Origin of the sequence: Raoultibacter massiliensis (genome assembly GCF_900199545.1) — a bacterium.
GTDB classification, from domain to species: Bacteria; Actinomycetota; Coriobacteriia; order Coriobacteriales; family Eggerthellaceae; genus Raoultibacter; species Raoultibacter massiliensis.
Genome location: NZ_LT962671.1, coordinates 222761 through 247751 on the forward strand (window position 1 = coordinate 222761; position 24991 = coordinate 247751).

19 protein-coding genes are annotated in these 24991 nt (G+C 58.5%); 15 read left to right on the forward strand and 4 right to left on the reverse strand.

The window, feature by feature from the left end; genetic code table 11:
- Position 1 precedes the first annotated feature (1 nt).
- The 7 genes from C1719_RS05115 to C1719_RS05150 all read left to right on the forward strand — a co-directional run bounded on the left by C1719_RS05115 (position 2) and on the right by C1719_RS05150 (position 10875).
- Positions 2 to 1855, forward strand: coding sequence for an N-6 DNA methylase (locus C1719_RS05115; RefSeq protein ID WP_102374136.1), 1854 nt, complete (start codon positions 2 to 4; stop codon positions 1853 to 1855).
- Entirely contained in the window at positions 1852 to 3024 is a 1173-nt protein-coding gene (locus C1719_RS05120) for a restriction endonuclease subunit S (protein ID WP_102374137.1), read from the forward strand. Before C1719_RS05115 ends, C1719_RS05120 begins: the two co-directional genes overlap by 4 nt.
- A gap of 3 nt (positions 3025 to 3027) precedes the next feature.
- Positions 3028 to 4353 carry a hypothetical protein gene (locus C1719_RS05130; protein WP_146007841.1) on the forward strand — a complete coding sequence of 442 codons (1326 nt, stop codon included), beginning with the start codon at positions 3028 to 3030 and terminating at the stop codon, positions 4351 to 4353.
- Positions 4350 to 7478 carry a type I restriction endonuclease subunit R gene (locus tag C1719_RS05135; protein WP_102374140.1) on the forward strand — a complete coding sequence of 1043 codons (3129 nt, stop codon included), beginning with the start codon at positions 4350 to 4352 and terminating at the stop codon, positions 7476 to 7478. Before C1719_RS05130 ends, C1719_RS05135 begins: the two co-directional genes overlap by 4 nt.
- Before the next feature lie 51 nt (positions 7479 to 7529).
- Entirely contained in the window at positions 7530 to 9341 is a 1812-nt protein-coding gene (locus C1719_RS05140; RefSeq protein WP_102374141.1) for a GmrSD restriction endonuclease domain-containing protein, read from the forward strand.
- 130 nt (positions 9342 to 9471) lie between these two features.
- A complete protein-coding gene (locus C1719_RS05145) occupies positions 9472 to 9885 on the forward strand; it encodes a DUF6933 domain-containing protein (RefSeq protein ID WP_102374142.1) in 414 nt (137 codons plus the stop codon).
- A 624-nt stretch (positions 9886 to 10509) separates the two neighbouring features.
- On the forward strand, positions 10510 to 10875 hold the full coding sequence (locus tag C1719_RS05150; protein WP_102374143.1) for a YraN family protein: 366 nt from the start codon (positions 10510 to 10512) through the stop codon (positions 10873 to 10875).
- 96 nt (positions 10876 to 10971) lie between these two features.
- Here C1719_RS05150 and C1719_RS05155 read toward each other — a convergent pair whose 3' ends face one another.
- Positions 10972 to 12297, reverse strand: coding sequence for a HipA domain-containing protein (locus C1719_RS05155; RefSeq protein WP_102374144.1), 1326 nt, complete (start codon positions 12295 to 12297; stop codon positions 10972 to 10974).
- Positions 12294 to 12605 carry a helix-turn-helix domain-containing protein gene (locus C1719_RS05160; protein ID WP_102374145.1) on the reverse strand — a complete coding sequence of 104 codons (312 nt, stop codon included), beginning with the start codon at positions 12603 to 12605 and terminating at the stop codon, positions 12294 to 12296. Before C1719_RS05160 ends, C1719_RS05155 begins: the two co-directional genes overlap by 4 nt.
- 291 nt (positions 12606 to 12896) lie before the next feature.
- Here C1719_RS05160 and C1719_RS05165 point away from each other — a divergent pair, with 291 nt between their 5' ends.
- The 8 genes from C1719_RS05165 (at position 12897) to C1719_RS05205 (ending at position 20976) form a co-directional block, all read left to right on the forward strand.
- Positions 12897 to 13664 carry a ParA family protein gene (locus tag C1719_RS05165; protein WP_102374146.1) on the forward strand — a complete coding sequence of 256 codons (768 nt, stop codon included), beginning with the start codon at positions 12897 to 12899 and terminating at the stop codon, positions 13662 to 13664.
- Positions 13661 to 14620, forward strand: coding sequence for a ParB/RepB/Spo0J family partition protein (locus C1719_RS05170; RefSeq protein ID WP_102374147.1), 960 nt, complete (start codon positions 13661 to 13663; stop codon positions 14618 to 14620). Before C1719_RS05165 ends, C1719_RS05170 begins: the two co-directional genes overlap by 4 nt.
- Before the next feature lie 189 nt (positions 14621 to 14809).
- On the forward strand, positions 14810 to 15235 hold the full coding sequence (locus C1719_RS05175; RefSeq protein WP_102374148.1) for a ribbon-helix-helix domain-containing protein: 426 nt from the start codon (positions 14810 to 14812) through the stop codon (positions 15233 to 15235).
- A gap of 2 nt (positions 15236 to 15237) precedes the next feature.
- On the forward strand, positions 15238 to 16539 hold the full coding sequence (locus C1719_RS05180) for a relaxase/mobilization nuclease domain-containing protein (RefSeq protein WP_102374149.1): 1302 nt from the start codon (positions 15238 to 15240) through the stop codon (positions 16537 to 16539).
- Positions 16536 to 17111, forward strand: a complete 576-nt coding sequence (locus C1719_RS05185; RefSeq protein ID WP_102374150.1) for a hypothetical protein — start codon at positions 16536 to 16538, stop codon at positions 17109 to 17111. Before C1719_RS05180 ends, C1719_RS05185 begins: the two co-directional genes overlap by 4 nt.
- Positions 17112 to 17550: 439 nt before the next feature.
- Positions 17551 to 18762, forward strand: a complete 1212-nt coding sequence (locus tag C1719_RS05190) for an ATP-binding protein (protein WP_245874374.1) — start codon at positions 17551 to 17553, stop codon at positions 18760 to 18762.
- A 505-nt stretch (positions 18763 to 19267) separates the two neighbouring features.
- Positions 19268 to 20332: a hypothetical protein gene (locus C1719_RS05200; RefSeq protein WP_146007842.1), complete on the forward strand. Its 1065-nt coding sequence runs from the start codon at positions 19268 to 19270 to the stop codon at positions 20330 to 20332.
- Positions 20332 to 20976, forward strand: coding sequence for a hypothetical protein (locus tag C1719_RS05205; protein ID WP_102374153.1), 645 nt, complete (start codon positions 20332 to 20334; stop codon positions 20974 to 20976). Before C1719_RS05200 ends, C1719_RS05205 begins: the two co-directional genes overlap by 1 nt.
- Before the next feature lie 123 nt (positions 20977 to 21099).
- Here C1719_RS05205 and C1719_RS05210 read toward each other — a convergent pair whose 3' ends face one another.
- Together C1719_RS05210 and C1719_RS05215 are read right to left on the reverse strand one after the other, a co-directional pair.
- On the reverse strand, positions 21100 to 21834 hold the full coding sequence (locus C1719_RS05210; RefSeq protein ID WP_102374154.1) for a class B sortase: 735 nt from the start codon (positions 21832 to 21834) through the stop codon (positions 21100 to 21102).
- A 64-nt stretch (positions 21835 to 21898) separates the two neighbouring features.
- A complete protein-coding gene (locus tag C1719_RS05215; protein ID WP_102374155.1) occupies positions 21899 to 24985 on the reverse strand; it encodes a VaFE repeat-containing surface-anchored protein in 3087 nt (1028 codons plus the stop codon).
- Between the last annotated feature and the right edge of the window lie 6 nt (positions 24986 to 24991).

The following is a 24991-nucleotide window of genomic DNA, read 5'->3' on the forward strand; positions in this document are numbered from 1 at the left end:
CATGGCAGACATCAGGAAGCTCGAGAAAGAGTTATGGGATGCGGCGGACGAGCTGCGCGCAAATTCCAAGCTCACGAGCCAACAGTACTGCATGCCCGTGTTGGGCCTTATCTTCCTTCGCTACGCTTGGGGACGCTTTAAGCGCGCGGATGCCGAAATCGAGGCTGAGCGTGCGGCCAAAACGGGCAGGAAGCCGCCCAAAAGCCCCGATGACTATAAGGCCAAAGGCGCCATGTTCATCCCTGAGGAATCCCGCTACGATTACCTGCTGAACATGCCTGAAGGCACACGGATTGGTTGGGCGGTCAACAACGCGATGACCGCCATAGCGAGCAGCAACCCATCGCTTGCAGGCGTTCTGCCGGACACCTACACCGAAATCGGCGACGAGCTGCTAACCAACGTCATCCGCATCTTCAACAACCCCGCCCTCGACGAGGAGGGTGACGACATCATCGGCCGCATCTACGAGTACTTCCTCGGGAAGTTCGCGCCTGCTGTTGCGAGCGACGACGGCGTATTCTTCACCCCAAAGTCGCTCGTGCGCATGATCATGAATGTTATAGAGCCCGAGCGCGGAACGATGCTCGACCCCGCTTGCGGTTCCGGCGGCATGTTCGTCTCTGCGAGCGACTACGTTCGTGATGAGGGCGGCAACCCGTCTAACTCTTTGATGTTTTACGGCCAGGAAAAGGTCGACTACAACGCCAAGCTCTGCCTTATGAACATGGCTGTGCACGGCATGTCGGGTCATATCAAATCCGGAGATGCCGCCAACTCGTTCTACAACGACGCGCATGGGCTCGATGGCAAATGTGATTACGTTGCCGCGAACCCGCCTTTCAACGTAGATAAGGTGAAGCATGCGCAGGCCGTCGAAGCCGGACGCCTTCCTCTGGGGGTACCGAAAGAGAACAAGAAGAAGGAGGTCTCCGCCAGCGGCGCTAACTACCTCTGGATCAACTACTTCTACTCCTATCTCAAGAACACTGGCCGCGCGGGCTTCGTCATGGCGTCCTCCGCCACCGATTCCAACGCCGAGCGAGCCCAGCGTCGCAAGCTCGTGGAGACCGGCCACGTGGACGTGATGCTCTACGTGGGCAACAACTTCTTCTACACCAAGAGCCTGCCCTGCACGCTGTGGTTTTTCGACAAAGGCAAACCCGAGGCGCTTAAGGATAAGGTCCTGTTCATCGACGCGCAGCGCTACCACACCGCCGTCTCCACCACGCTCAACGAGTGGACGCCCTGGCAGCTCAAGAACCTCTCGGCTATCGTCTGGCTCTATCGCGGCGAGACGGGCAAGTACTTAGACCTCATCGAGGCGTACAAGGACCGCGCGGCCGAGTTGGCCGCGCTGTTTACTGGGGACGCTGCCGAGAAGCTCTTGAGTCTAGGCGGCGTCGAGGACTTCGTCGCCGCGAACGAGGCCATGTTGGCCGCCATTGAGGCGCAGAAGGCATCGACCAAGGCGGAGGTCGAGGCCCTGCCCAAGCGTGAGCAGAAGAAGCGCCGCGAGGCCCTGGCCGAGGTGACGGCGCAGATGGAGTCCGCCGCCATCGAGATGGGCGAGGCCGTCTGGCTTGTCGAGAAGTTCGGCGAGGGGGAGTACGCCGACGTGCCCGGCCTGTGCAAGGTCGGGTCGCGGGCCGATATTCAGGGCGACCAGCCCGCCGAGATGAGCTCCTGGAGCCTGACCCCGGGCGCTTACGTGGGCGTGCCGCCTGTCGAGGACGACGGCGTTGACTTCCACGAGCGCATGGCCGAGATTCAGAAGGAGCTGGTCGAGCTCCAAGCCCAGTCGAACGACCTCATAGCCACCATCACCCGCAACTTCAAGGAGCTGGGGCTATGAAGGTCAAGCTGAGTGATGTGTGCTCATCCATCTACGACGGCGATCACAACGCGCCACCCAAAGCGGCTGCGGGGGTACCGTTCGTGACGATATCGAATTTCGATCCGAACGATGGCGAAATCGACTTTAGCGATACATCTTTTGTGCCCGTTGAATACTATGAATCGCTCAAGCCCGAGCGTCGTCCCCGCAAGGACGATGTCCTGTATTCCGTAGTGGGCAGCTTCGGCATACCGTCCCTTGTTAAGGACAATTCAGAATTCGTATTTCAAAGGCACGTCGCTATCCTCCGCCCTAACGAACTGATAGACCCTCGCTATCTCTATTACGTCATGAAGAATCGTGACTTTTACCACTGGGCCGACAGCGTTGCAATCGGCGCGGCACAGAGGACCGTCACCCTTGGACAGCTTCGAACCAAAGAGATTGAATTGCCTGAGCGAGAGGTCCAGGTGCGCATCGCTGATGTGCTCTCTGCCTATGACGAGCTGATCGAGAACAACCGCAGGCAAATCAAGCTCCTTGAGGAGGCCGCCCAGCGCCTCTACAAGGAGTGGTTCATCGACCTCAAGTTCCCCGGCCATGAGACCACCCCCATCCACAACGGTCTCCCCGAGGGGTGGGAGTGGAAACATTTGCATGAGTTTGCGGATGTTGTTATGGGTCAGAGCCCGAAATCAGAGTATTACAACGATGAACACGAGGGCCTTCCTTTCCATCAGGGCGTTGGTAGCTATGGCAAGCGGTATGTGATTGATGGAACGTTTTGCACGCAACCGACTAGAATTGCTAAGGCTGGCAGTGTGCTCTTTAGTGTTCGCGCTCCCGTGGGGCGCCTGAATATCACGAAAAACGAGATAATTATCGGCCGTGGTTTAGCAGGAGTTAATCATCACGACGGAAAACAAAGTTTCCTTTTTTATTTATTAAAAGAGAGGTTCTTCGAGGATGATCTTTTGGGCAACGGGGCCATTTTTTCCTCGATAACCAAACAGGAACTACTCGCTCTGTCCTTTCTCATCCCGGATTCGGTGACGATTGATCGTTTCGAAAAGATCACATCTACAATCGACGAGAAAATCAAGGAGCTCGACAACCAGGGCAACTTGTTGGCTGAAGCTCGTGACCGCTTGCTTCCTAAGCTTATGTCCGGTGAAATCGAGGTGTAGCTTATGGATCGCGAGAAGACATTTCAGTTACACCTTGACCCTGATCTTGTTGAGGAATTCAACGAATCCCTTGGCAAGCATGAGCATATATCTGAACAAATCTCGTTTGTCGAGAAAGCTTTCGAGGGGAAGAAATACCGCGGCGTCCCTGCCTGGGATTGTATCTGTACCTGTGTTCATCGAATCAGGGATGGAGTTGCCTACCTTAATGATCAAAAACTAGGTAGCATGAAATACCGGAGTGCTTTTGATTTCATCAACTTCATCAACAATGCCGCTGTGGTTCTCGATTGCGTGCAGATGCTCGCCGATATACTGGGCGTCGATTTAAGTGAGGAAAATTCTAGGACGGCTGCCTTCAATATGGTTGGCACCGATGGCAAAGGCACTGACAAACAGTACTTTGAGTTTCTCCGTTCACTCTGCGGGGTTCATCCCGCAGAAACGGATCGCCATAGAAGATACCAGGGCGCGGATATGGTGTCCTGCCCGTATTTGGCCTGGACGCACACCTTTTCAATACCCATGCCTGAAGCGTGGGGCAATTGTGACATTCATGCGCACGCCTTCGTGAACAAGTCAAATAGTTGGGGTGAAGACGTTTGCATACAAATGTCCCAGGTATTCGCCCATATCAAATATCGCTACAGCCTTCTCAACAAGATAGGAAATGAGCTGGAACGATACCAGGAACGTAAGATCGAGGAGCTCCGCGGCACCCCAATTCCCGACAGAGGCGATGATGAAAATGAGGCCGATTTTATCGATCGGTTAAAAGGCATCGAGGAAGAGCGATTTGGGTCAAACAACGACTACGTTTACGACTTTGCAAAGAAAGCTCTGCAGTTCGTTCCATCTAACAAGGCGAACGTTGCCGCTTCGCGCCGATACGCGAACGCATGGCGTTTTGCGTTAAGCCTTCAACTCAACGTGTTGCGTGACATGTCGAGGGAGGGGATCGATCATGCGGGCATCGATTACGACGATACGGATTGGATCCTGTTCGAGCACTTGCTTTACTTGCATTGTCATGCCGATGAGCTCAAGCCTTTCGGCTACAACTTGGAGAAGATTCACTATCTCGATGGTACAAGCGGGCCCAGCGACTCAAGCTGGGGACGGCTCAAACTTTACGAGATGGATGAGGTTCTGGGGAAATACGTCGCATTCGATTACGAAACGGACAGCGACGAGGAGCTTTACATGCTTTCACGCATAGCGCTCTATGAGATAGCCCTTCGGAATCCCTGCGAGGTCAACGATGCAATTCCGTTTGACTCGAAATACCGATCATCTGACGCGATGGAGAAAGGCGGGGGAATGCGATGAGTAGCCGTTACTCCGAAGAGGAAGCCGTTCAAAAGCCCGCAGGTGAGCTGCTGGGTCGTATGGGCTGGAGCGTCTACTATTGCTTCGACGATGAGGTTTTAGGCAAAGAGGGAACCCTTGGCCGCGAAAGCTATCGCGATGTTCTCCTTAAGCGCGACCTCGAGTACGCTTTGGTCGAATTGAACGAGCATCTGTCCGAAGACGAGTGTAAGCAAGCTGTCAAAACGCTTGAGGATGTGTTCGTCGGCGACTCCTTGTTGCAGACTAATGAGGCAAAGTACAAGATGCTCAGGGACGGCATACCGGTTATGCGAAAGCAGGCTGACGGGTCGACCCGCACCGAGCATGCTCAGGTTTTCGATTACGAGCATCCGGCAATGAATCGTTTCGTGGCCGCCGAAGAGCTGTGGATCCATGGCCCCTTGCATCGGCGGCGCGCCGATTTGGTTGGATTCGTCAACGGCGTTCCTTTGCTGTTCGTCGAGTTCAAGCGGCATGATAAGGACGTCATCCGCGCCTACGAGGATAACTACACCGACTACCAAGACACCATTCCCCAGATCTTCTACTACAACGCCATCGTTATGCTGTCGAACGGGCTTGAGTCGAAAGTGGGCACTCTCGGCAGCCCCTTCGAGTTTTTCCATGAATGGAAACGTCTGCAGGAGGCTGACGAGGGCAGCATCGCCCTGGAGACGACGCTCCGCGGCATATGCGACAAACGGACTCTGCTTGACCTGTTCCGCAACTTCATCCTGTTCGACCACATGAATTCTCCCGCGGCGAAGATCCTCGCCCGCAACCATCAGTTCCTCGGCGTCAACGAGGCGGTGCACGCCTATTCCGAGCGAAAGCTAAACGATGGAAAGCTCGGCGTGTTCTGGCATACGCAGGGCTCAGGGAAAAGCTATTCGATGGTGTTTCTGTCGGAGAAAATCAAGAGAACACAGCCGGGCTCTCCGACCTTCCTGATACTGACCGACCGCGATGAGCTCAACAAGCAGATTAGCGAGACCTATGAGAGCTGCGGCTGCCTTGCGGGCGTGCCTGCATCGCGTTTTGTCGCGTCAAGCGGCAAAGACCTTGCCGAGAAGCTGCGGGGAAATCCGAGCTACATCTTCTCGCTGATCCAGAAGTTCAACCAGCCTGATGAGACCCCGATTTGTCCCGATCACGACATCGTCGTGTTCTCCGACGAGGCGCATCGCTCGAACAACGGCGTATTCGCCGAAAACATGATGCGGCTCTTGCCCACAGCCTCCAGGCTCGGCTTCACCGGAACGCCCATCCTGGATTACGACAACCTGACGAAGCGCACATTCGGCGGGTACGTTTCCGTCTACGATTTCAACCGGGCGGTAGAAGACGGCGCAACCGTGCCCCTGTTCTACGAGAACCGATCGGACCAGCTCGACATTGAAAACCCCGAAATTAACAACGAGCTGCTTGATGCGGTGGAGGAAGAGGACCTCGACGAGAACCATGCGGAAAAGATAGAGAAGCAGCTGGGCCGCGGCATCCATGTCATCATGTCCGAGAAACGCCTCCGCGCCATCGCCCGTGATTTCGTGAACCATTATTCGGGCATATGGGAATCGGGAAAGGCCATGTTCATCTGCGTAAACAAAGTCACCTGCGTGATGATGTTCAACTACGTTCAGGAGTATTGGCAGGAGGCCATTGCCGCAGAGAAGGCCAAGCTTAAAAGCCTTGGACAGCAGGAGCAGCTGGAGCTGGCGCGCAAGATCAACTGGATGGAGTCCACCGAGATGGCCGTCGTCGTGAGCCAAGAGCAAAACGAGATAGACCGTTTCCGCAAATGGGGATTGGACATCACGCCGCATCGCAAAAAGATGCTGGAACGCAACCTGGAGAAAGACTTCAAGGATGCGGACAACCCGTTCCGCATCGTGTTCGTCTGCGCAATGTGGCTCACGGGCTTCGACGTGAAATCGCTTTCAGCCATGTATTTCGACAAGCCGCTGAAGGCTCACGGCCTGATGCAGGCTATCGCACGTGCAAACCGCGTTAGCAAGGGCAAGAGTAACGGGCTCATCGTCGATTACATCGGCATCGTCAAAGCGCTTCGCAAGGCGCTTGCGGACTATATCGTCAACGACCCCGGTGGCAAAGCAGACGACCCGGTCATCGACAAGGAAGAGCTGATCAGGCGGATCGCCGAGCTAACAGCCAGCATCGTTTCTTACGTGTCCGAATGCGGCTACGATATGGAGTCTCTGCTCGTGGCGGACGGATTTGAAAGGCTTGCAGAAATTGAAAACGCCGCAGAAGTCGTTTGCGGCACCGACGAGACGAAGAAGCGATTCAACATCATGTGCCGCGAGCTGTTCCGTATGTATAAGTTTGTCACCGTGCGAGAAGTCGGCAGCGATTTGGCGGCCCTGCGCGATGCGATAAGGGCGGTGTACAACCACCTGAACAAGCAACGTGCTCATGCCGACACCACGGAATTGCTGGTAAAGCTTCAGGGCATCGTCGACGACCACATCACGGTCAAAAGCGCCTCCGACGAAGCGAAGGAGGGGACGCGCTTCGATATAAGCGGCATCGATTTCGACCGCCTTTCGCAGGAGTTCGCTAATAAGAAGCACAAGCATCTGCTTGTCGATGATTTGCGAGCCGTCATCGAGGAGCGCTTGGCGATTGCGCTCAAGGACAATCCTCGTCGCGTGGACTTCTTTGAGCGGTACGAGCGAATCATCGAGGAATACAACTCAGAACAAGACAAGGCGACCATCGAGAAGACTTTCAACGAGCTGATGCGGCTCTCCAGGGAGCTTGATGAAAAGCAGAAAGAATGGATTCGTGAGGGCTTCCAAAGCCAGCAACAGATGACGGTGTTCGAGATGCTTTTCAAGGAGACCTTGACGCCTGCGGAGATCAAAAAGGTGAAAACCGTGGCGATTGACCTGGTTGCAACGATCGATGAACGGCTAGGCCAAATGGTCCATTGGACCGAAAAGGAAGAAACTGTTGGCCAGGTTAAAGTCATCATCAGGGATGCCGTCTACCAACTGCCCGAGGAGAGTTATCCGGACGATGATCTGCCAGGCTGCATAGAGGAGATATTCAATTACTTCTACACGCGAGACATCGCTGCATAAAGCAGAAATGACAGCAGCGCATTGCCCATTGACCACGATATTAGGATTTGTATGAAAGACTGCTACAGCGTAACTACCTATTCGGTACAAAGTATCCTTGGGCTCATCGAGTCCGGCGACATCGCCATCCCCGAGATTCAGCGCCCCTTCGTCTGGGATAGCACCAAGGTACGCGACCTTGTGGACTCCCTCTACCACGGCTACCCGACGGGCTACCTCATCACGTGGAAGAACCCCGACGTCAAGATCAAGGGCGGCGGGGTCGCCGAGGGCAAGACAGTCCTCATCGACGGCCAGCAGCGCGTCACCGCGCTCACAGCTGCGCTTGCGGGCAAGCCTGTGCTCAACGACGACTACGAATCGAAGCGGGTGAAGATCGCGTTCAACCCGCTCTACGAGGGTGAGGACACGCCCTTCGCCGTGCTCACGCCCGTCATCGACAAGGACAGTCGCTGGATTTCCGATGTCGCAGAATTCTTCGCGCCCGACTTCGACTCGTGGTCGTTCGTCAACGGCTACATCGAGGCGAACCCCGGGTGCGACCCCAGGGTCGTCAACGCGCGCATAACCGACCTCAAGGCCATCGCTACGCGCCAGCTGGGTTGCATCGTGGTGGCGGCCGAGTGCAGCATCGACGAGGTCACCGACATCTTCATCCGCATCAACTCGAAGGGCGCCGTGCTTTCCCAAGCGGACTTCGCCATGTCGAAGATCGCTGCAGACGAGGCACACGGCGGCAACATGCTGCGCAAGGCCATCGACTACTACTGCCACCTCGCCGTGAAGCCGGAGTTCTGGGCCACGATCAGCCAGCAGGACCCGGAGTTCGTGGCATCCGAGTACTCGACCAAGTCCGAGTGGCTCAAGGACGACAAAGACGACATCTATGACCCCGACTACAACGACGTGCTCCGCGTCTCCTTCATGCACATGTTCGGCCGCGGGAAGCTTGCTGATTTGGTTTCTTTGCTCTCCGGACGCGACTTCGAGGCCCGCGACTTCAAGGCGGAGATTGCCGACGAGTCGTTCGGGAAGCTCCACGACGGCGTGGTAAAGTTCATGAGCAAGGGCAACTTCCAGGACTTCACGGCGGCCCTGCGCTCTGCAGGCTTCTCCTCCTCGCAGATCATTGGATCGAAAGGCGCCGTGAACTTCGCATACAACCTTTACCTGACCCTCCGCGAGGACAAGAGCATCCCCTCGACCGACGTGAAGCGATGGGTCCAGCGGTGGTACGTTATGTCGGTGCTCACCGGGCGCTATTCCGGATCGTCCGAATCCATCATGGATCGAGACATGCGCCGCATCGCCGACCAGGGCTTCATCCCGTTCTACGAGGAGATCGCCGCCTCCAGGCTTGCGGACACCTTCTGGGACGTGACGCTGCCGCAGGACCTCGCCACCACCTCCGTGCGCTCAGGCGCCTGGATGACCTACGTAGCCTCGCAGGTCCGCGCGGCCGACAACACGCTCTTCACCAACGGCTTCAAGGTCGCCGACGTCATCGCCAACGTGGGCGACATCCACCACATCTTCCCGAAGGCTTACCTCAGGAAGACCATCGACGCGCCGCAGCGCCTTTACAACCAGGTTGCCAACTACACCTACCTGGAGAAGCGCATCAACATCGCGATCGGCGAAAAACGCCCCGGCGAGTACTTCAGCCAGGCTCGCGACGCCATCAAGTCGGGAGCAGGCTATTTCGGGGACATCGCCGATGAGGGTACTTTGCTCTCGAGCCTTGAGGCCAACTGCATCCCCGAGGGCATCTTCGAGATGGGCGCCGATGATTACGAGAATTTCCTGGCTCAGAGGCGCGTCCTGATGGCCCGGAAGATCCGTAACTACTACGAAAGCCTGTAGTTGCTGCTGCGAGGGAACCCCGAGGTGGTCATTGATGGAAATCGGTTTGACTGACGAGGTCAGGAAGATATGCGGCTTGCGGCCGCCGCCGGCGCCGGGCGAAGGTGGTGACCCGTTCTTGTGCTAGGATATGACGCGCGTAGACCTTGGCTCTCGCAAGCTGCTCATCATGTCGAACGCGGCCACGAGCGCATGCGCCGTCACCAGGATGTCGGCTTCCGATTGGAAACACATCGATGAGGTAGCGCATCTGTTGATCGAGGACGCTGTCGGCTGTTGCGGGTGCAGCTCCGAGAAATTCTTTTCGCTTGCCGGCGAGATCGCGTTCACCAAGACGCATGGGCGACGCGCGGTTGGCAACATGCTGACGCTTGCCCATACGCTCTGGGCTGACGAGATCGACATGAGCGAGAAGCGCCAGTGGCGTCAGATGGGGTTTCTCAACCATCGCTTCATATCGCGCTGTGTGGCGCACGACGGCTACGGCTATCCTGCGGAGCGCTTTGCGAAAGACCTCGCTGCGCATTTGACGCAGCAGTCCTAAGGTTGCAGCAGCCTCGCGGATCATGGAAAACGGGGTAGGGCGTAGAAGAGCTCTGAGTATCGTAGTAACCCTCTCCTATCTCCACGCGACCTGTGATGGCGCTACGCAACCCCGCAACTGAAGGCGGAGCGTGCCTCGAACCTTGCTGCTCACAGCCAATATGCCGACGGGGTAGTGCGAACGATGTCGTCCTCGTCCGGATGGAGGGCGAGCCATGCAGATGCTGCAACCTCACTGTGAACAACCTTGCCGTCCATCGCGACATCGCCAACATCGGCAATGACGATGAACTCCGCATCTCTTCACGGCAACCAAGCCGAATCCCTTTGAAGTCCGCCAGCACAGAATCTCATCATTGCGCTCAAGGCTCATCATCCAACCAGCCAGCCAATCCTGAATAGTTGCACAGACCCCCTCCTACCGGCCGGTCCTCCTTCGCCTTCCTTGGCTCCGCCACGCTCGCTCAGAACCTGGCGCATCAGGCAAGGCGCGAAAAACTTTTGCTGCGCAAAACTCGGGCCCTGCCGGGTTTTCGCTTGATTCCTTGCCCTCGGCCAGAACCTGAGCGGCTTCCGGATCACAAGGCAGGCCAAAGGGGCCGGCCGCGAACAAACGGAGGTCATCATGGGCAATTTCGAACTTCAGGAGAAGGCAGTCAAGGCAGCCGCCCGCTTCATCGAGCGCAAGGGCTTCGAGCTTCTCGAGGCCGGTTGGACTTCCCCCGAGGGAACCCAGATCGACCTGATCGCCAGCGACGAGGACACCCTGGTCTTCATCGATGTCACCGCAACCGAGTACGGCGAGGGCGGCTTCGAGGGCGGCAAAGTCAAGCGCAGCGACCTTGAGATCGCGGCAGCGGCCTGGCTCGCGGGCAACACGCCCGACGGCGAAATCCAGGTCCGCTTCGACATCATCGACATGCTGGTCGTGAGCACCGACAGGGCGCTCCTGAGGCACCACATCAACGCCTTCAGCTGTGGGGTCGAGTAACCGACCTCCATCCCGGCCCCCGCTGGAGGGCCGGGAGCCCCTCGGGGTCATCCCGAGGGGCTCTTGCCGCGCTTACTGGCCGTTCCCCATGATTCGCTAGTTGGCCGCGAGCGGCCCGGGGCTTAGCCCCCCAGTCCTTTCAGCGACCTTGCGCACAGCTGCGTGATCGGCTTCTCCATGCGCCCCCCTGAGCTCCCTGGCGGCGTCGGCCGACCCCGTTTTTTCCAAAGTGTCGAACTCCTGGGCCAGCTTGCCGGGGATCTCTTTGGCGTAGAGTGCCAGCAAGTCGCGGCAGCCCTCGGCGGTTATGCCGAATCGTTCGAGGCTGCACTGCTCGACCAGCTTGGCGAGGTCGTTTGCCGAAACATGGCCTGCGCGGTTCTCGCCGCCGATGGACATGGCGAGCTTGGGCGGCTTGGCCTTCAACTTCGCCCCCTCGACGTAGGGGGCGATGGATGCCACGTCGTACATGGGCGCCAGCCTGTGCGACCCGTCGGCGGCAAGCATGATGGAGTAGTTCTTGGCGTGCGCGTCCGTCGCCGCGAGCAGGTAGTTGAGGAAGAGCATCTGCAGGAAGCCCGCGGCGTTTGCCTGGGCAGTGGACCCGGTCGAGGTGAGAAGCCCCAGCAGTTCGGCGCAGTTCGGCCCACCGTACATGGTGTACTTGTTGTCGGGAAGGCATCCCAGAGCCTGGCAGAGATCCTCCTGATGAAGCCTCGTCACGTTGTCTCCCTCGACCAAACGGTCGTAGCGCTCGATGACGATGGCGGGCTCCACGCCGCTCTCGCCCTCGAATTCCAGGTACTCGACACTTGCCGCAGGCACGTCTAGGCTTGTCGCAAGCCGCATGCAGACGTACTCGTTGAGCGCCTGATGGGCCAGTCCGCGCACGCCGCTCTTCAGGATGTGGGTGGTTGCCGCAGAGCCCTCGCAGGAGTACCACCTGCCATCCATGCGCCGCAAGGCGAACTTGCTCTGCTGGCCGCCGAGGCTCCAATGCTCGTTGCTGGCGATCCAGCCGGCGCCATCCTGACGGCCCGTGGCCAGCCTCCGGGCGATTTCGGCGTCGCTCATGGCGACAAGGCGCTCATCTCGGCAGGCGTCGGAACCCTGGGGGGCGAACTGCACCGCGCCGGGGCAGTCCAGGCCGATGACGCCGAGGAGCGCGAAGGGGTTGTTGGGGGAGATACCGGCTTCGGCAGCGACGTGCCTTCTCGCAGCCGGGTCCTCCGGCAAAAGCCCCCAGAGGTAGGGCAGCACGACCTTGTCCCGGTAGGGCCTGGTGGAAAGCGGCATGGACGACGACAGCGGAACGCCGCGGTAGCCTCTCTCGTAGGCGAAGGAAAGCGAGCCGGCCCCGTCCTGGGAAAGGGTTCCCGCGTGCTTGCCGGCGATGAGCACATCGAGGGCGCCCGCCGTCATCGCGCACCTCCCGTTAGGATGGAGAGAGCGCCTGCGGGGGCATCATCGCGAGCCGCAGGCTCTCCGATACCCAACTGCTCAGCTTGCGGCTCATCTGCGGGGTTCCCGACGGTCAGCTCCAACCCCAGCCCCAGGGCCCCGAGCACGGCGGTGAGCTTGTCCAGTTGCACGCCGGGGTTTTGTCCCAGCTCCAGCGACCAAAGGCAGCGCTTCGACACGCCCGCGGCCTCTGCCAGCTGAGCCTGGGTCATCCCCAATTCAGCGCGCCTGTCCTTTATGGCGTAGCCTATCTCCAGCGCGTCGACCATGGATATCCTCCCATCTCAGGTGAATAATTCTTTCGCATCATTTTGCGATTATGATAGTTCGCAATATTGTGCGAGTCAATATTCTCGCAACATTATGCGTTTTCACGTTTCGGCCAAAATGCCTTGATTCTAACAGTTATCCCAATAACTGATACGATTCCGTATCAGTTGTGCTACAATCTGTAATACAGGAAAGGCAACAGCGTTAGAAACGTCTGCTTTCCAGTCAACCGAATACGAGGTCCCTCGCTTCCACAACCTCGGGACCGCAAGACGCGAAGGAGCTTTCCCATGCGAACCCTTGCAGTGAGCAACTACAAGGGCGGGGTGGGCAAGACGACCACGGCCGTGAACCTAGCTGCTATATACGCGGCGCGCGGCCTGAGGGTCCTGCTCATCGACCTGGATCCCCAGGCATCCGCCACAGACTACTTCGGCCTCTACGACCGGGCCGCCAAGGACGGGAAGACGTCCATCCAGCTTCTCTACGAGAACGCTGCCGTAGCGGACGTCGCTTACGAGTCCGACATCGAGAACCTGTCCGTCATCTCGTCCATCATTGAGCTGACCGACCAGAACGAGCTGATGCTGCGGGAGCAGAGGCTCCGCTTCGCCTTGGACGATTGCACGGGGGATTACGACGTCGCGATCATCGACTGCAGCCCCACCATGAAGAGGCTTGCGTTCAACGCCTATCTAGCCGCAGCGGAGTCCGGTATGGTCGTCATCCCCGTGAAGCTCGACTCGACCGTCATGCGGGGAACCGCGCTCACCGTGAACGCCATCCAGGCGATCGCCGACGCGCTGCGCGTGCCCGTCCCCGAGTTCAGGATCCTCAGGACATGCGTGCCCGGGCGCATGACGAACGCCGAGAGGACGGGCGAGGCGGTGCTGGACAGGTTCTTCTCCGGTCAGCAGCTCTCAACCGTCATCCATGCGTCCTCGAAGGTCTGCGAGGGCAGCTGGCAATGGAAGCCCGTCTCCGTGTTCGAGCCCGGCAGTAGGCCCGCCAGGGACTACGAGTGCCTCGCCGACGAGCTTTGGGAGGCGATGGCATGAGCGCGGCGGACGTGGCCAAAGGCTTCAGCATCAGCGGCCTGCTCGACACCGGCTCCCAGACGGCAAGCAGGTTTCCGGTAAGGGAGATACCCCTTTCCGATATCCAAGATCACCCCGGCAACGTCGCGTACTCCATGGACGAGGAGGGGATCGCAAGACTCGCCGAGTCCATCCGACGCGACGGCCTGACAGACCTCCCGCTAGTCAGGAGACTGAAGGGCGGGGGATTCCAGATGATCTCCGGGCATCGCAGGATGGCGGCCTTCAGGCTGCTCTCCCAACAGGCCCCCTCCTATTCGAAGATTCCCTGCAGGATCGCCTCCGACATTTCCGACGAGCAGGCCTTGGTGCTGCTTCACACCGCAAACTTCTTCACGCGCTCCCTGACCGTCACCGAGCGCGCCGCCGCCACCAAGGCCCTCGGCATCCAAGTCGAGCAGATGCGCGCAACGGACCCATCCCTTGCCGGCATGCGCACTGAGGACGTCAAGGCGCGCATCGTCGAGGAGATGACGGGTCGCAAGGTGAGCGGCAAGACGATCAGGCGCGAGGAGGCGCTCGCGGACAAGGTTGCCGGCCTCATTCCCGAATGGCGCGATGCGGCAGACTCCGGCGGACTCTCGACTAAGGCCGTCGACGCATTGGCCGCATCCGACGAGGCGACGCAGAGATCGGCGTTCGACAAGTGGGCGGAGTCGCCGAAATCGAAGGCGGCGACTACCGAGCTGGTCGCCTCGATGACGGCCTCGAAACCCGCCGCCGACAAGCGGCTCGCAAGCGCCGAGAAGTCGCTCAGCCGCTTCGTCGCGAGCCTTCCGCGGAACCCCTCTGCGGCGGATTCCGAGGCTATATCCCGCATCGCAGAGCTGGCCCGCCAGGCCGGCGATGCGGTGCGAGGGTCCACCGAAGCCCATGGGGCTCGGTGGAACCCGTCAGATTCGAATCGTAGCGAGTAACTCATTGCGTATTACAACGCAATGAACTCGTTCCGGAGGCGGGGCAGGGCGCTTCCACCCCGGATGGGGACGCCATCCCGGAAACCCTCCCCGACCTCTGGCAATCGGAAGCGGCAAAACGCCTTCCACCGTCGCCGCTTCCTTCACGGGGGATCCCCCGTGGCCCCTACAAGACGCAAGGAGAAAACGATGGGTGAGTACACGCGCACCGTGAGCTGCCGCATGACAGAGGAGGACCGGCAGCTCTTGGACCAAAGGGCGGAGAGGCTTGAGCTCGCGAACTCCGAGGCCATCCGCGCCCTCCTCAGGCTGCCCATAGCCGACCCCGACGATCTCGTCGCCATTGACGCGGGAAGCCGCGTCGTCGTCATCGACGCGAAGACCATGGGCCGCATCAACCGCGAGCTCATCCGCTGGGGACGCCACTACAACCAGGCGGTCAGGGCCCTGAACACCATCGCGATGTTCGTGAGGAACAAGGGCGGCATCGACCCGCAGGTCGCGAAAGAGCAGCTAACCAAGGCGGCAAGCGAGCTGGAGCTCGTTCAGGGCTCCGTAGAGGAAATCAAGGAAATGGTTCAGGCGGTCCATGAGTCCGAGAGGTTCTGGCGGTAGCCATGGCGGTGCTCAAGGCAATCAACGGCCACACGGGATGCGGACGAATCAAGGACTACTTGGAGAAGGGCGGAAGGGCGCTGCTGCGCGACTTCTTCAACCTTTCTTGGGACGAGGTCGAGGACAAGGGTCTGGATACCGTTCTTAAGGACGAAGTGGACTGGGCTCTGGAGATGGACGCATTACGCCGCGACTACGGCAACGACAGGCCATGGAAGGGGCAGCGCGCCATCACGTTCCGTCACTACGTGATCTCCCCGGACCCTGGTGACGGCATCGACCTAGAGGGGTTGCGCGGCCTGACTCATGCATGGGTGAGGAAGCACTTCTCCGACTACCAGGTGGCCGTCGTGTACCACGACGACAACAGGCAGGGGATCCCGCACGCCCACATCGTGGTCAACAACACAAATCTCGAAACCGGTCGGAGACTCCACATCCCGAACGCGCTTGATATGAACCGCAGCCTGCAGGAAGTCGCCGGGGCGAGGGGACTGACGGCCTTCGACAACGAGATGCCGAGGGGCAGGGCAGGGCGGAGCGATCCGAGAACCCCTCCCCGACCTCGAACGCGGTGTGCCACGTATATCAACAAAGCCGAGCGCGGAATCCTGGACGCAGGTGGCTACTCGTGGGTCAGCGACATCAGGAACAGGGTGTCCGTGGCCAAGGTGCTGTCCCGAAACGAGGGCGAGTTCATGCGAATCCTAGAGCTCATGGAGATCGAGGCCGCAGAGAATTCGCCCCAAGCGCGCAGGGAGGACTGGATCTTCTCCTTGGCAGACCAGCCATCTAGGAAGGTGTCAGGAGAGAGACTCGGGATGACTTTCGGCAAGATAGCGCTGACGGAGCGCTTCGCGCGAATCGGCTCTTACCACCCGGATGCCGCATCCTCCAGGGCGATCCTCTCCATGGCCGCCGACGCCGTGGAGATCAAAGACGTTGCGGAGCTCGGCAGCCTGGCGAAGGCGGTCGAGACGAACGCGCAATATTCGATCCGATCGAGCGGGGATTACGGAAGGCGCATCGAGACGCTTCAAAAGCGCATGGAAAGGGAGTCTGAGGCCATGGCGGCGGCGAAATGCGCCGAGCGAATCCAGGAACTCACCGAGGCCAGGGAGTACGCCTCAAGACACTCACTGGTTCCAGATGAGGAGCCCGCAAGAAGACATCAAAGCTCTGGATCCGACCGTTGGCAATACGGGTCGCAGCGTAGCGGAAACAAGCCTCATAGGGCGGCTCAGGGCTCCTCTGCGACAAGGCGGAACAGCAGGGACAGGCAACAGGAAGGACGTAACCGATGAGGGTTCAGATCAAGTACAGGAGCGGGCGGCTGGACGTCTTCGACACGGACTCGTACACGCCCGTGCAGCCGTTCGGTGACGGCTGCATGCTGGCGGACTACGAGGTCCGGTTCGACCGCCTTGAGAAGGGATTGTGGCTGCAAGCCCACTTCTACGATGCGGACCCGAGGTTCAAGGAAGACCTGGGCGACGGCGTGGTTCCCGTAGGGCGAAGGTCCATGGGCTGGCGTTTCCTCCTTGCGGAGGAGGCCGAGTTGAAAGAAGTCGAGCAGGTTCTTGTCGACGGGGACCGCATGCTCGTCCGGATGGGAGAAGGGCTGGTGGACGTCATGCGCTTGGACGGCGCATCCGCGTTGCTGCTCTCCGATGGGGGCGGCCCGTCCCTGGCGAGCAAACTGCAGGGCGTGATCGAGGCGCTGAAAGCGGCAGACCCCACCATGGACGATGAGGCGGCCGCCGCCCTTGCCGGCTCCAACTGGGAGTCGTTGGCATGGGCCAGGGAGCTGCAGCCCCTGCGGCAAATCGAGGTTGAAGGCGAAGAGGAAGGTTGGATGGACCATGAAGGCGATTAGGGTGATTTTCGGAGCCATTGGCGGCTTCTGCAGGTGGCTCATCAAGGCCGTGTTCAGGTTCATGTGAGTCGTCTCCCGCGTCGCGGGGCCGTCGGCACCGCGATCGAACCGTGCCAAAAACACAATGGTTATTACCATATCAGTGGTAGAGGTGATAACTACGACACGTTGCATACCGCAATGGCTCAGTCCCGTAGTGGAAGCCCTCGATCTCACCTGCCTCGGCTCCCAGTAATCGCCCTGGAACCGTCGGCGTCCGCCCGGTAGAACCACCCACAATCGGGATCCGCAAGGGCCTCCAAGACCCTAGGCGTTTGCAGCGGCCATCCATACACTGTTTTCGTCATTGCATGCAGTTGCAGAATACACAAATCCCCAAAACGGAATATAATTCAATTTTGGGGAATACACATAACATGCGTTGTTGAGGAGGATACCTGTGAAGCTTATTGAACGAACGGCGTACCTTTCGGAGATGTTGGAGCTTGCCGATACGCCGGACATCAAAGTCATCACCGGCGTTCGCAGGTCGGGCAAGTCAAAGCTTCTGGAGGCCCTGGCGCAGAAGATCTCCGAGCGACAGCCCGATGCGAACATCATACGTATCAACTACAACCTCACGGACTTCGAGGACATCCTAGATTACCGCTCCATGGAGGCATATGTGGAGGAGCGCTACGTGTCCGGCCGGCAGAACTACCTTTTCATCGACGAGGTACAGATGTGCAGGTCCTTCGAGAAGGCGATAAACAGCCTGCATGCCAGGGAGAAGTACAGCATATTCGTTACCGGCTCGAACGCCTTCCTGCAAAGCAGCGACCTGGCAACCCTGTTCGTGGGCAGGACATACGAGATTCCCGTCTACCCGTTCTCCTTCGGGGAGTACCTCGCATACTACCCGTCCCAGAACATCTACGACAGCCTGACCAGCTACATCTCGGATGGGGGCATGGCGGGATCGTACATGTACAGGACCGAGGAGCAAAGAAGGCGCTATATCGACTCCGAAGTCCTGAACGCCCTGGTGGTGAGGGATATCGTGAGCAAGTACAAGCTGAAGAACGAGCAGCTACTCCATGCGCTCATCGACTACCTCATGGATAACGTCGGGAACCTCACGTCCATCCGGTCGATTGCCGACACGCTCGAATCGAACAGGACGAAGGCCGACCACAAGACGATCGGCAAGTACGTAGACGCGCTATGCAAGGCGTTCGCTTTCTACAGAATCCGCCGATATGATATCCGCGGAAAGAGGTACTTGAGGTCGGAGGACAAGTACTACCTTGTCGACCAGTCGTTTAGGTTCGCCCGCCTCGGCACCAAGAACATGGACTACGGCCGGGTGCTGGAGAACATCGTCGCCATAGAGCTCCTGCGGCGCGGCTACGAGGTGTATGTCGGCGTGCTGTACAAGAAGGAAATAGACTTCGTCGCCATCAAGCAGGGCGAGAGGCTCTACATCCAGGTTGCGAACAGCATATCCGAGGAGCGAACGTTTGAACGAGAGGTGACCCCCTTGCTAGCGGTAAGGGACGCCTACCCGAAGATCCTGATTGCCCGAACGTATCAGCCCGAATACCAGTACGAAGGCATACGAATTATCGACGCCGCCGATTGGCTGTGCGGTTCGAATCCCCAAAATCAATAGCACTTGCTTTTTGGGGAATGTGCCGTGTTCCGATGGACGGACATGCGACATTTTCCTTTACATTTGTGACAGATCGGGCGTAGCTCCAGTTTCATAAGTCGAGGATGATTCTCCCGTTCGGTCCAATGGCGAAAGAAGACTAATCATGACGACGTCGGAGACGATGGAAATGGAGACGACTATCCATCGATCAGAGGACATCGCCGCGTTGATTTCATTGCTGTCCGACGGAGCGGGATTCGAAGGTGAAGCAGAGATGGCGATATGCGCGATGCCTCGAAGCCTGCGAGATATCCATCGAGAGCTCATGGCGAAATGGAGGAATATCAACGCAAACGACCGAAATCAACCCCGTGATCGTCATTTCTCCTTTGAGCAACACACCAATAAAAGAAGAGGGCGTTGCTCCGAAATATCTTCGGATTGATTTTTGCAGAACTACAATAAGCAAGTACTTCAGATATTACATTTCTACCTATGCTTAAGCTCTTTAAGAGGTGCCGAATTGAGTCAAGAGATTGCTTTGTACAAATCAGAGTTGTCGACTGTTGAGGGGCAAATTATCGCAGCCATGCCAGCTGACGCGGCGGATTTCGACACTCAATTCGATTCTGATCTAGATGCCAGTGACATTGCCTATTCGCTTGCTATTGGTTTGGTTGGAGTTTTCATTTCCACCAACGCAGATATTGAAAAGTGGTTGGCGTCAGTCCACGATGCGGCATCTGGCAAAAAGGGGGAATATAACATCATCCAGCAAATGCTTGGGTCCCTGCTATTCCATCAGGGTGATGCGCTGGATGTGTTTAAGAGCGGGGAAGGTTTTGTTGCGCGGAACGGCGAGAAGGCTTACGTGATGTTTCACAGACTTCTGTTTGGGCATGACGTGCTAGCCACCGGCAAAGGATTAATGCCGTTCAATCCGTTTGCGCTGATGTTTGAGCAGCAGGGATTAGCGGGCGTGCTTCAAGCTGCACGGCATCTAATTGCCGACACCATGTCGAAACAGGGGCTTCCCGTCCCAGGAAGCTCGTATTTCGATATCGATCGCGAAGATGGAAAGCCTTGGAACAAGATTATCGATTGGGTGCAGGAACTCTCAATCGAGTCTTGCGGGGACAAGAAGCTTCAGCAGGACATTTATTCACATATGTTCACGATGCGCGCTCAGGATATTGCAGCGGGTGGATTGGTCGCGGTGCTCGACAATGCGTATTACCTTGCCAGGCGAATAGATGACCCCATAAGAAAGGCTCAGATAGAGCTGGTGAGCACCAGCGTCGCATTCTTTGGGCAGGCGGCTGTCGGTGCCTCTAGGCAAAATGGCGTACCGTATATCAACAATGCGATGGTTCCCCAACTGGCCAAAGCCTACGCTGGACTTTTCGCATCGAGCATGAAGAGAACCTATCAGCTCAGAGAAAAAACCAAGGAGTTATGCAACTCCTCAGATGAGCAAATCGCGAGACACGAATTGATATCTGAGCAACTTCACTCGTCGTTGGACTCGCTTGATTCGAGCAATGCGGCAGCAAACGTCTCTAAGCTAATCAACTACCTGGAGGACTGATGAACATCCCTCAGCAAATACCTCAGAAGATAATCGTACCTATGGTGGGCGTGCTGGCAGGCATTTTTGGTTTAGGAGTTGGCATGCTTGCTCGTCAGCCGGAAATCAATGTTTTGCATAAGCAGGTTAGGCAGTTGCAGGCCAAGGCTGGAGAACTCGAAGAAACCGTCCGAGCTCAAAACGATGAATTATCCGGTCTCTTCCAGCGATATGAAGCGCTCAAGGCGTGGAATTTGTTTCAAAGAAGCGAACTGCGTGAACAGATTAAGCATAGTCTGACGTTCCAATATGCTGTGAATGATTTCTTCTCCCTGATGTTTGAGCGATTGGACACGGGAAGAGACTTCACCAAGGACGAAATGGCTTTCTACCATGCCATGTCGAATATGCTTGATGGAAGAGATCTCAACGCTGAGCAAATGGAATGCATAAAGCAATACGTCAACGCCAGTCATGAGCGACAAGTGGCGCGACTGGAACCCTGCGATAGCTCCGAATCCTTGAAGAGGATACGGGAGTTTGAAAGCAAGGACGACGAAGGATTCTTCAAGCTTCCTGGAATTAAGCTACCGGAGTTCAAGATGCCCGAAATCAATGTTCAATTCCCTTGGGATGCCAAACGCAAGGATGAAGATCAAGAGTAGAAGTACATCATTCAGGAACCCCAATAACGTAACAATGACGCGCTTGTAGCAGGTCCAGAAGCCGCAATGGCCGCCACTGGCGTCTATCAGCGGCTCTCTGTACCTATTCCTAAACTCAGCCTCTTATTCGACTGCATAGACGATGGTGCGCTCATGGCCGTTCCAGAGGCCGTAGCTGCAGGTGACGAAGGCATGCACACTCTCGGGATCGGTCACATTTGGGTCGAGCACCATATCTGAGCCCTCGAGCGTTTCCTCCCACCACGCAAGAAAGTCCCTCCTATCGCCGAAGCCCAGCCTCTTAAACTCGTTGTAGGTGTCCACGACGTCCGTAGCCGCAACATGCAGCCGTTTCTTCTCCTCTGGCGTCTGGAGCAGGATCTCGCAGTGCTCTTGCGCGAATGCCTTGTCCGAGTAGCTCGCCATTGCGGCGAACATGCTTCCGTCGTCCATGTGGTGGCCGAACACCATGGCGAGCGGGCTGTCGAAGCCCTTCTCGGTGCATTCCGCATCCAGATAGGGGCAGCCGTATATGTTCCAGATGCCGTACGCGTCGTGGGTAAGGTAGAAGGTCGGGTCCTCATCCCGTGCCTGGCATATTGGCAAGTCGATGCCGGTGCCCGGTACCGTGACCCAGCCGATGACGTCGGGGTTCTCCTTCTTCCACCAATCCCAATCAACGTCTGGAAAGCTGTCTTCGGCCTCGGCTTCAGCCGTCTGCGCTGCTCTTGGCGAGGGCTTCGGGTTCGAGGCCATGTCCGTCTGGCCAAGCAGCGACAACCCCAGGAATGCTCCGCCACCGACGAGCAGCGTGCATAAGAGTGAAGCAACGATCACGCCCGTATCCGGTTTCTTCATTTCCCCTCCTAAAAACACGGAGGCGACCTCAAAGGCCGCCTCCTCGATCCCGAAATCCGTCTATCTACAATTCGTCTGCGTTTTCGGAATCGGAATCGTATTTCTTGCGTTTGCGAATAGCGTAGGCGCCGCATCCGGCGCCGGCCGCGATGAGGGCGATCGCGGCAATGGCGATCAGCTTGACCTCGGTACCGGTCTTGTCGTAGCTCTTCCCAGGCTCGTCAGGGACCTCAGGGGTATCAGGGTTGTCGACCACGACGGTCTGGCCTTCGTCGTCGATGTCCTGATGAACTGCGATTACGTTGCCGTTTACGTCGAGGCATTCCTCGAAGGCGACCAGCTCGACGCCCTCCTCGATCTTGGATGCATCGAACTCGAAGGTGACATCCACGGTTCCGCTGGCCTTGTTGGGGGTGAACTCGGCGGTCGCGGTCACGGGCTTGCCGTCGGCATCCTCAAGCGGCATGCCGGTGGATTTCACGATCAAGGTGCCATGGGCGGTGTAGGTGTCGCCGAGGACGAGGCCCTTGTACTCGATGGTGTCGGTCAGCTTCACCTTACCGGAGGCGATGATGTGGTCGCCATCGCCTGCATCGACGAGGGTGGTGCCGATCTCCACGACGGTCACGGTCTGGCCCTCGTCGGAGGGATCCTCATGGGATGCGAGCTGCACATCGGCTGCGAAGAGCTTCTCGTACACGACGAGGTTCTTGCCGCCAAGGTAGGTCCCGTCAAAAGAGAGCTCGACAAGCTGGGTGCCGTCGGCCTCCTCAGGGGTGAAGGCGGCGGTGCTAGTAACCTGCTTCTCAGCAAATCCGTCCTTTACCATGACGGGTTCGCCGGTCTCAGAGTCGATCAAGACAGCCTGGAGCTCGTACTCGGTGCCGGGAACGAGGCCCTCGTAGGTCACCTCGTCGACGACGGCGATCTCGGTTCCGGTCACCAGCTTGTCGCCGTCGGACTTGTCGGCCGCGGTGGTATGGATGTCGAGGAAGTGCACGGTCTGGCCCTCGTCCGCGATGTCGGCGTGGGCAGCGACCTCTACGCCCTCGGAGAATAGTGACTCGAAGGCCACGATGTCCTCGCCCGCGAGCAGGCTGGAGTCGAAGGTGAATTCGAGTTCCACCTCGCCGGCCTTCTTCCTGGGCTGGAAGGTCTTCGTGGCGGTGATCGCATTGCCGTCGCCATCGAGCAGTGCCTCGCCGGTAGACTTCACCACGAGGGTGCCGGTGACGGTGTACTCGGTGCCGTCGTTCTTGAGGTTCTCGTACCAGACGGTGTCGACCAGGGTGGTCTCAGCGGAGGCTTGGGCAACGTGGTCGCCGTCGGCCTTGTCGGTCTCCTCGGTTTGGATTTTCGGGCCCTCCTTGTCGTCGAGGCTCATCCACACGGCCTTGGCCGCGGTGGAGTCGCGCTCGACCACGAAGGTCTTGGTCACGAGCTCATAGCCCTCGTTGGAGTCGCTTCGGAGCTCTTCCAGCCTGTACTTGCCGTAAGGAAGCGCCGCCAGCCCGTCGTCAACGTTGGCATCGGAGCCGTCCTCGCCGAGGGAGAACCATACGCCAGCCTTGGAGTCCATGTCGGCAGCCTTGATGCTCTCAGCCTTGAGCAGGCGGTCGTTGCCGTTGGTGTTGCTGCTGTGCTTGTTCCAGGAAGAGGCCGTAGAGACGTTTCCGTTGCGGTCGGTCACGATGACGTGGGCCTCGCCGGTGGAGACGTTGGTCAACTTGAACGCCACCTGCAGGGATGCGTTGGTGTCCTCGGCCATCTTCACGACCTCAAGGTCGTTGCGGATCACCTGGTCGTAGAACTCGAGCTCGCCGCCAGCAGAGGTCGCCTTGACGATCGCGCCGTTCTCGCGGACCTGGAAGGTCTTGGGCTCGCCGTCGGTGAGCAGGTAGGAGTCGTTGGTCTTGGTCTCCTGGATGGTGTAGGTGCCGTAAGGCAGCTCGTCGGCCGCGGTCTGGGCGGTGTATGCGCCGGCCTCGGCGTTCCAGGAGGTAACGATGGTCTCGATGACGTCGCCGGGCTCGAACCACTTGTCGCCCACGAGTACCTTGTGCTCGGATTCGTTGGCGATGGTGAACTCGATGCCGGAGAGCGTGGAGCCGGTGTCGAGGGCGTCATGGGAGTTGCCGCCCAGGGCCTCGGAGGCCTGGAGCTCGACGTCGGACTTCGTTACCTGGACGCCGCCGCGGATCACGTCGTCGTCGCAGGGATCGCCGGTGAGGTCCACAACCTGCTTATCGGACTTGATCTCTGCCTTGGCGGACCAGTCGGAGACGAGGTAGCCCTCGGGTGCCTGGGACTCGACCACGGCGTAGGTGCCGCAAGGAAGGGCATCGGAGGAAGTCTTGGCAACGAATGCGCCCGCGTCGCCGTCCCAATGGCCGGTGATGGTCTTCACGACCTCGCCGTTGGCGTAGTACTTGCCGTCGACGAGGGCGTACTGGCCGGATTCGTTGACGATGTCGTACTTGGCGCCGTCGAGGGTTGCGTCGCCCTGGGGCTCGGCCCCTGCCTGGGAGTCTTCCTTAGCCACCTTCAGGCCACCCTTGTCCCATGTGAAGCTCATGAGCACCTGGGTGCCGGGGCCCGTGTGGATGCAGAACGCATCGAAGCCGGTCGAAACCTTTCCCTTGTTTGCCTTGATGGACTTCCAGGTGCTGCCCAGAAGCTCGCCGCGGGCCCAGTCCCCGAAGTCGCCGCCGGTGCCGAAGACGGCATCGGCCTTGGAGCCCTGATAGGCATAGGACAGGAGCACGTGGCTTGCGACGATGTACTTCTCCGCGCTCCAGCCGCTGCCGTCGTACCAGGTGTCGGGGAACATGGACGCATCGAATCCCGGAGCGCCGTAGCTGAACCACATCGTTGCGATGAGGTCGGGGTCGCTCACGCCGCTCTTGCTGTAGGTGCCGGGCGCGGGCGTGGCGGAAGCCGGGTCGGCGCAGTAGGCAACCTCGCCGTCGGCGTACATGCGGGTCGTGGAGTAGCCCGCGTACGGGATGTCGTCTCCGATGGTGACGTCGACGCTTTCAGCCGCGAGCGCGCTCATCGGAGCCGACACGCACACGCTGAGCGCCAGGGCCATGCCCATGACGACTCTGATGATTTTGGAGGATACGATCCTCTCGGTTGTCTTGGTCCTCACGCCTCC

Excerpts from the sequence above, each read along its gene's own strand:
- C1719_RS05115 (WP_102374136.1), top strand. The coding sequence starts at position 2 with ATGGCAGACATCAGGAAGCTCGAGAAAGAGTTATGGGATGCGGCGGAC.
- C1719_RS05120 (WP_102374137.1), top strand. The coding sequence starts at position 1,852 with ATGAAGGTCAAGCTGAGTGATGTGTGCTCATCCATCTACGACGGCGAT.
- C1719_RS05130 (WP_146007841.1), top strand. The coding sequence starts at position 3,028 with ATGGATCGCGAGAAGACATTTCAGTTACACCTTGACCCTGATCTTGTT.
- C1719_RS05135 (WP_102374140.1), top strand. The coding sequence starts at position 4,350 with ATGAGTAGCCGTTACTCCGAAGAGGAAGCCGTTCAAAAGCCCGCAGGT.
- C1719_RS05140 (WP_102374141.1), top strand. The coding sequence starts at position 7,530 with ATGAAAGACTGCTACAGCGTAACTACCTATTCGGTACAAAGTATCCTT.
- C1719_RS05145 (WP_102374142.1), top strand. The coding sequence starts at position 9,472 with ATGACGCGCGTAGACCTTGGCTCTCGCAAGCTGCTCATCATGTCGAAC.
- C1719_RS05150 (WP_102374143.1), top strand. The coding sequence starts at position 10,510 with ATGGGCAATTTCGAACTTCAGGAGAAGGCAGTCAAGGCAGCCGCCCGC.
- C1719_RS05155 (WP_102374144.1), bottom strand. The coding sequence starts at position 12,297 with ATGACGGCGGGCGCCCTCGATGTGCTCATCGCCGGCAAGCACGCGGGA.
- C1719_RS05160 (WP_102374145.1), bottom strand. The coding sequence starts at position 12,605 with ATGGTCGACGCGCTGGAGATAGGCTACGCCATAAAGGACAGGCGCGCT.
- C1719_RS05165 (WP_102374146.1), top strand. The coding sequence starts at position 12,897 with ATGCGAACCCTTGCAGTGAGCAACTACAAGGGCGGGGTGGGCAAGACG.
- C1719_RS05170 (WP_102374147.1), top strand. The coding sequence starts at position 13,661 with ATGAGCGCGGCGGACGTGGCCAAAGGCTTCAGCATCAGCGGCCTGCTC.
- C1719_RS05175 (WP_102374148.1), top strand. The coding sequence starts at position 14,810 with ATGGGTGAGTACACGCGCACCGTGAGCTGCCGCATGACAGAGGAGGAC.
- C1719_RS05180 (WP_102374149.1), top strand. The coding sequence starts at position 15,238 with ATGGCGGTGCTCAAGGCAATCAACGGCCACACGGGATGCGGACGAATC.
- C1719_RS05185 (WP_102374150.1), top strand. The coding sequence starts at position 16,536 with ATGAGGGTTCAGATCAAGTACAGGAGCGGGCGGCTGGACGTCTTCGAC.
- C1719_RS05205 (WP_102374153.1), top strand. The coding sequence starts at position 20,332 with ATGAACATCCCTCAGCAAATACCTCAGAAGATAATCGTACCTATGGTG.
- C1719_RS05210 (WP_102374154.1), bottom strand. The coding sequence starts at position 21,834 with ATGAAGAAACCGGATACGGGCGTGATCGTTGCTTCACTCTTATGCACG.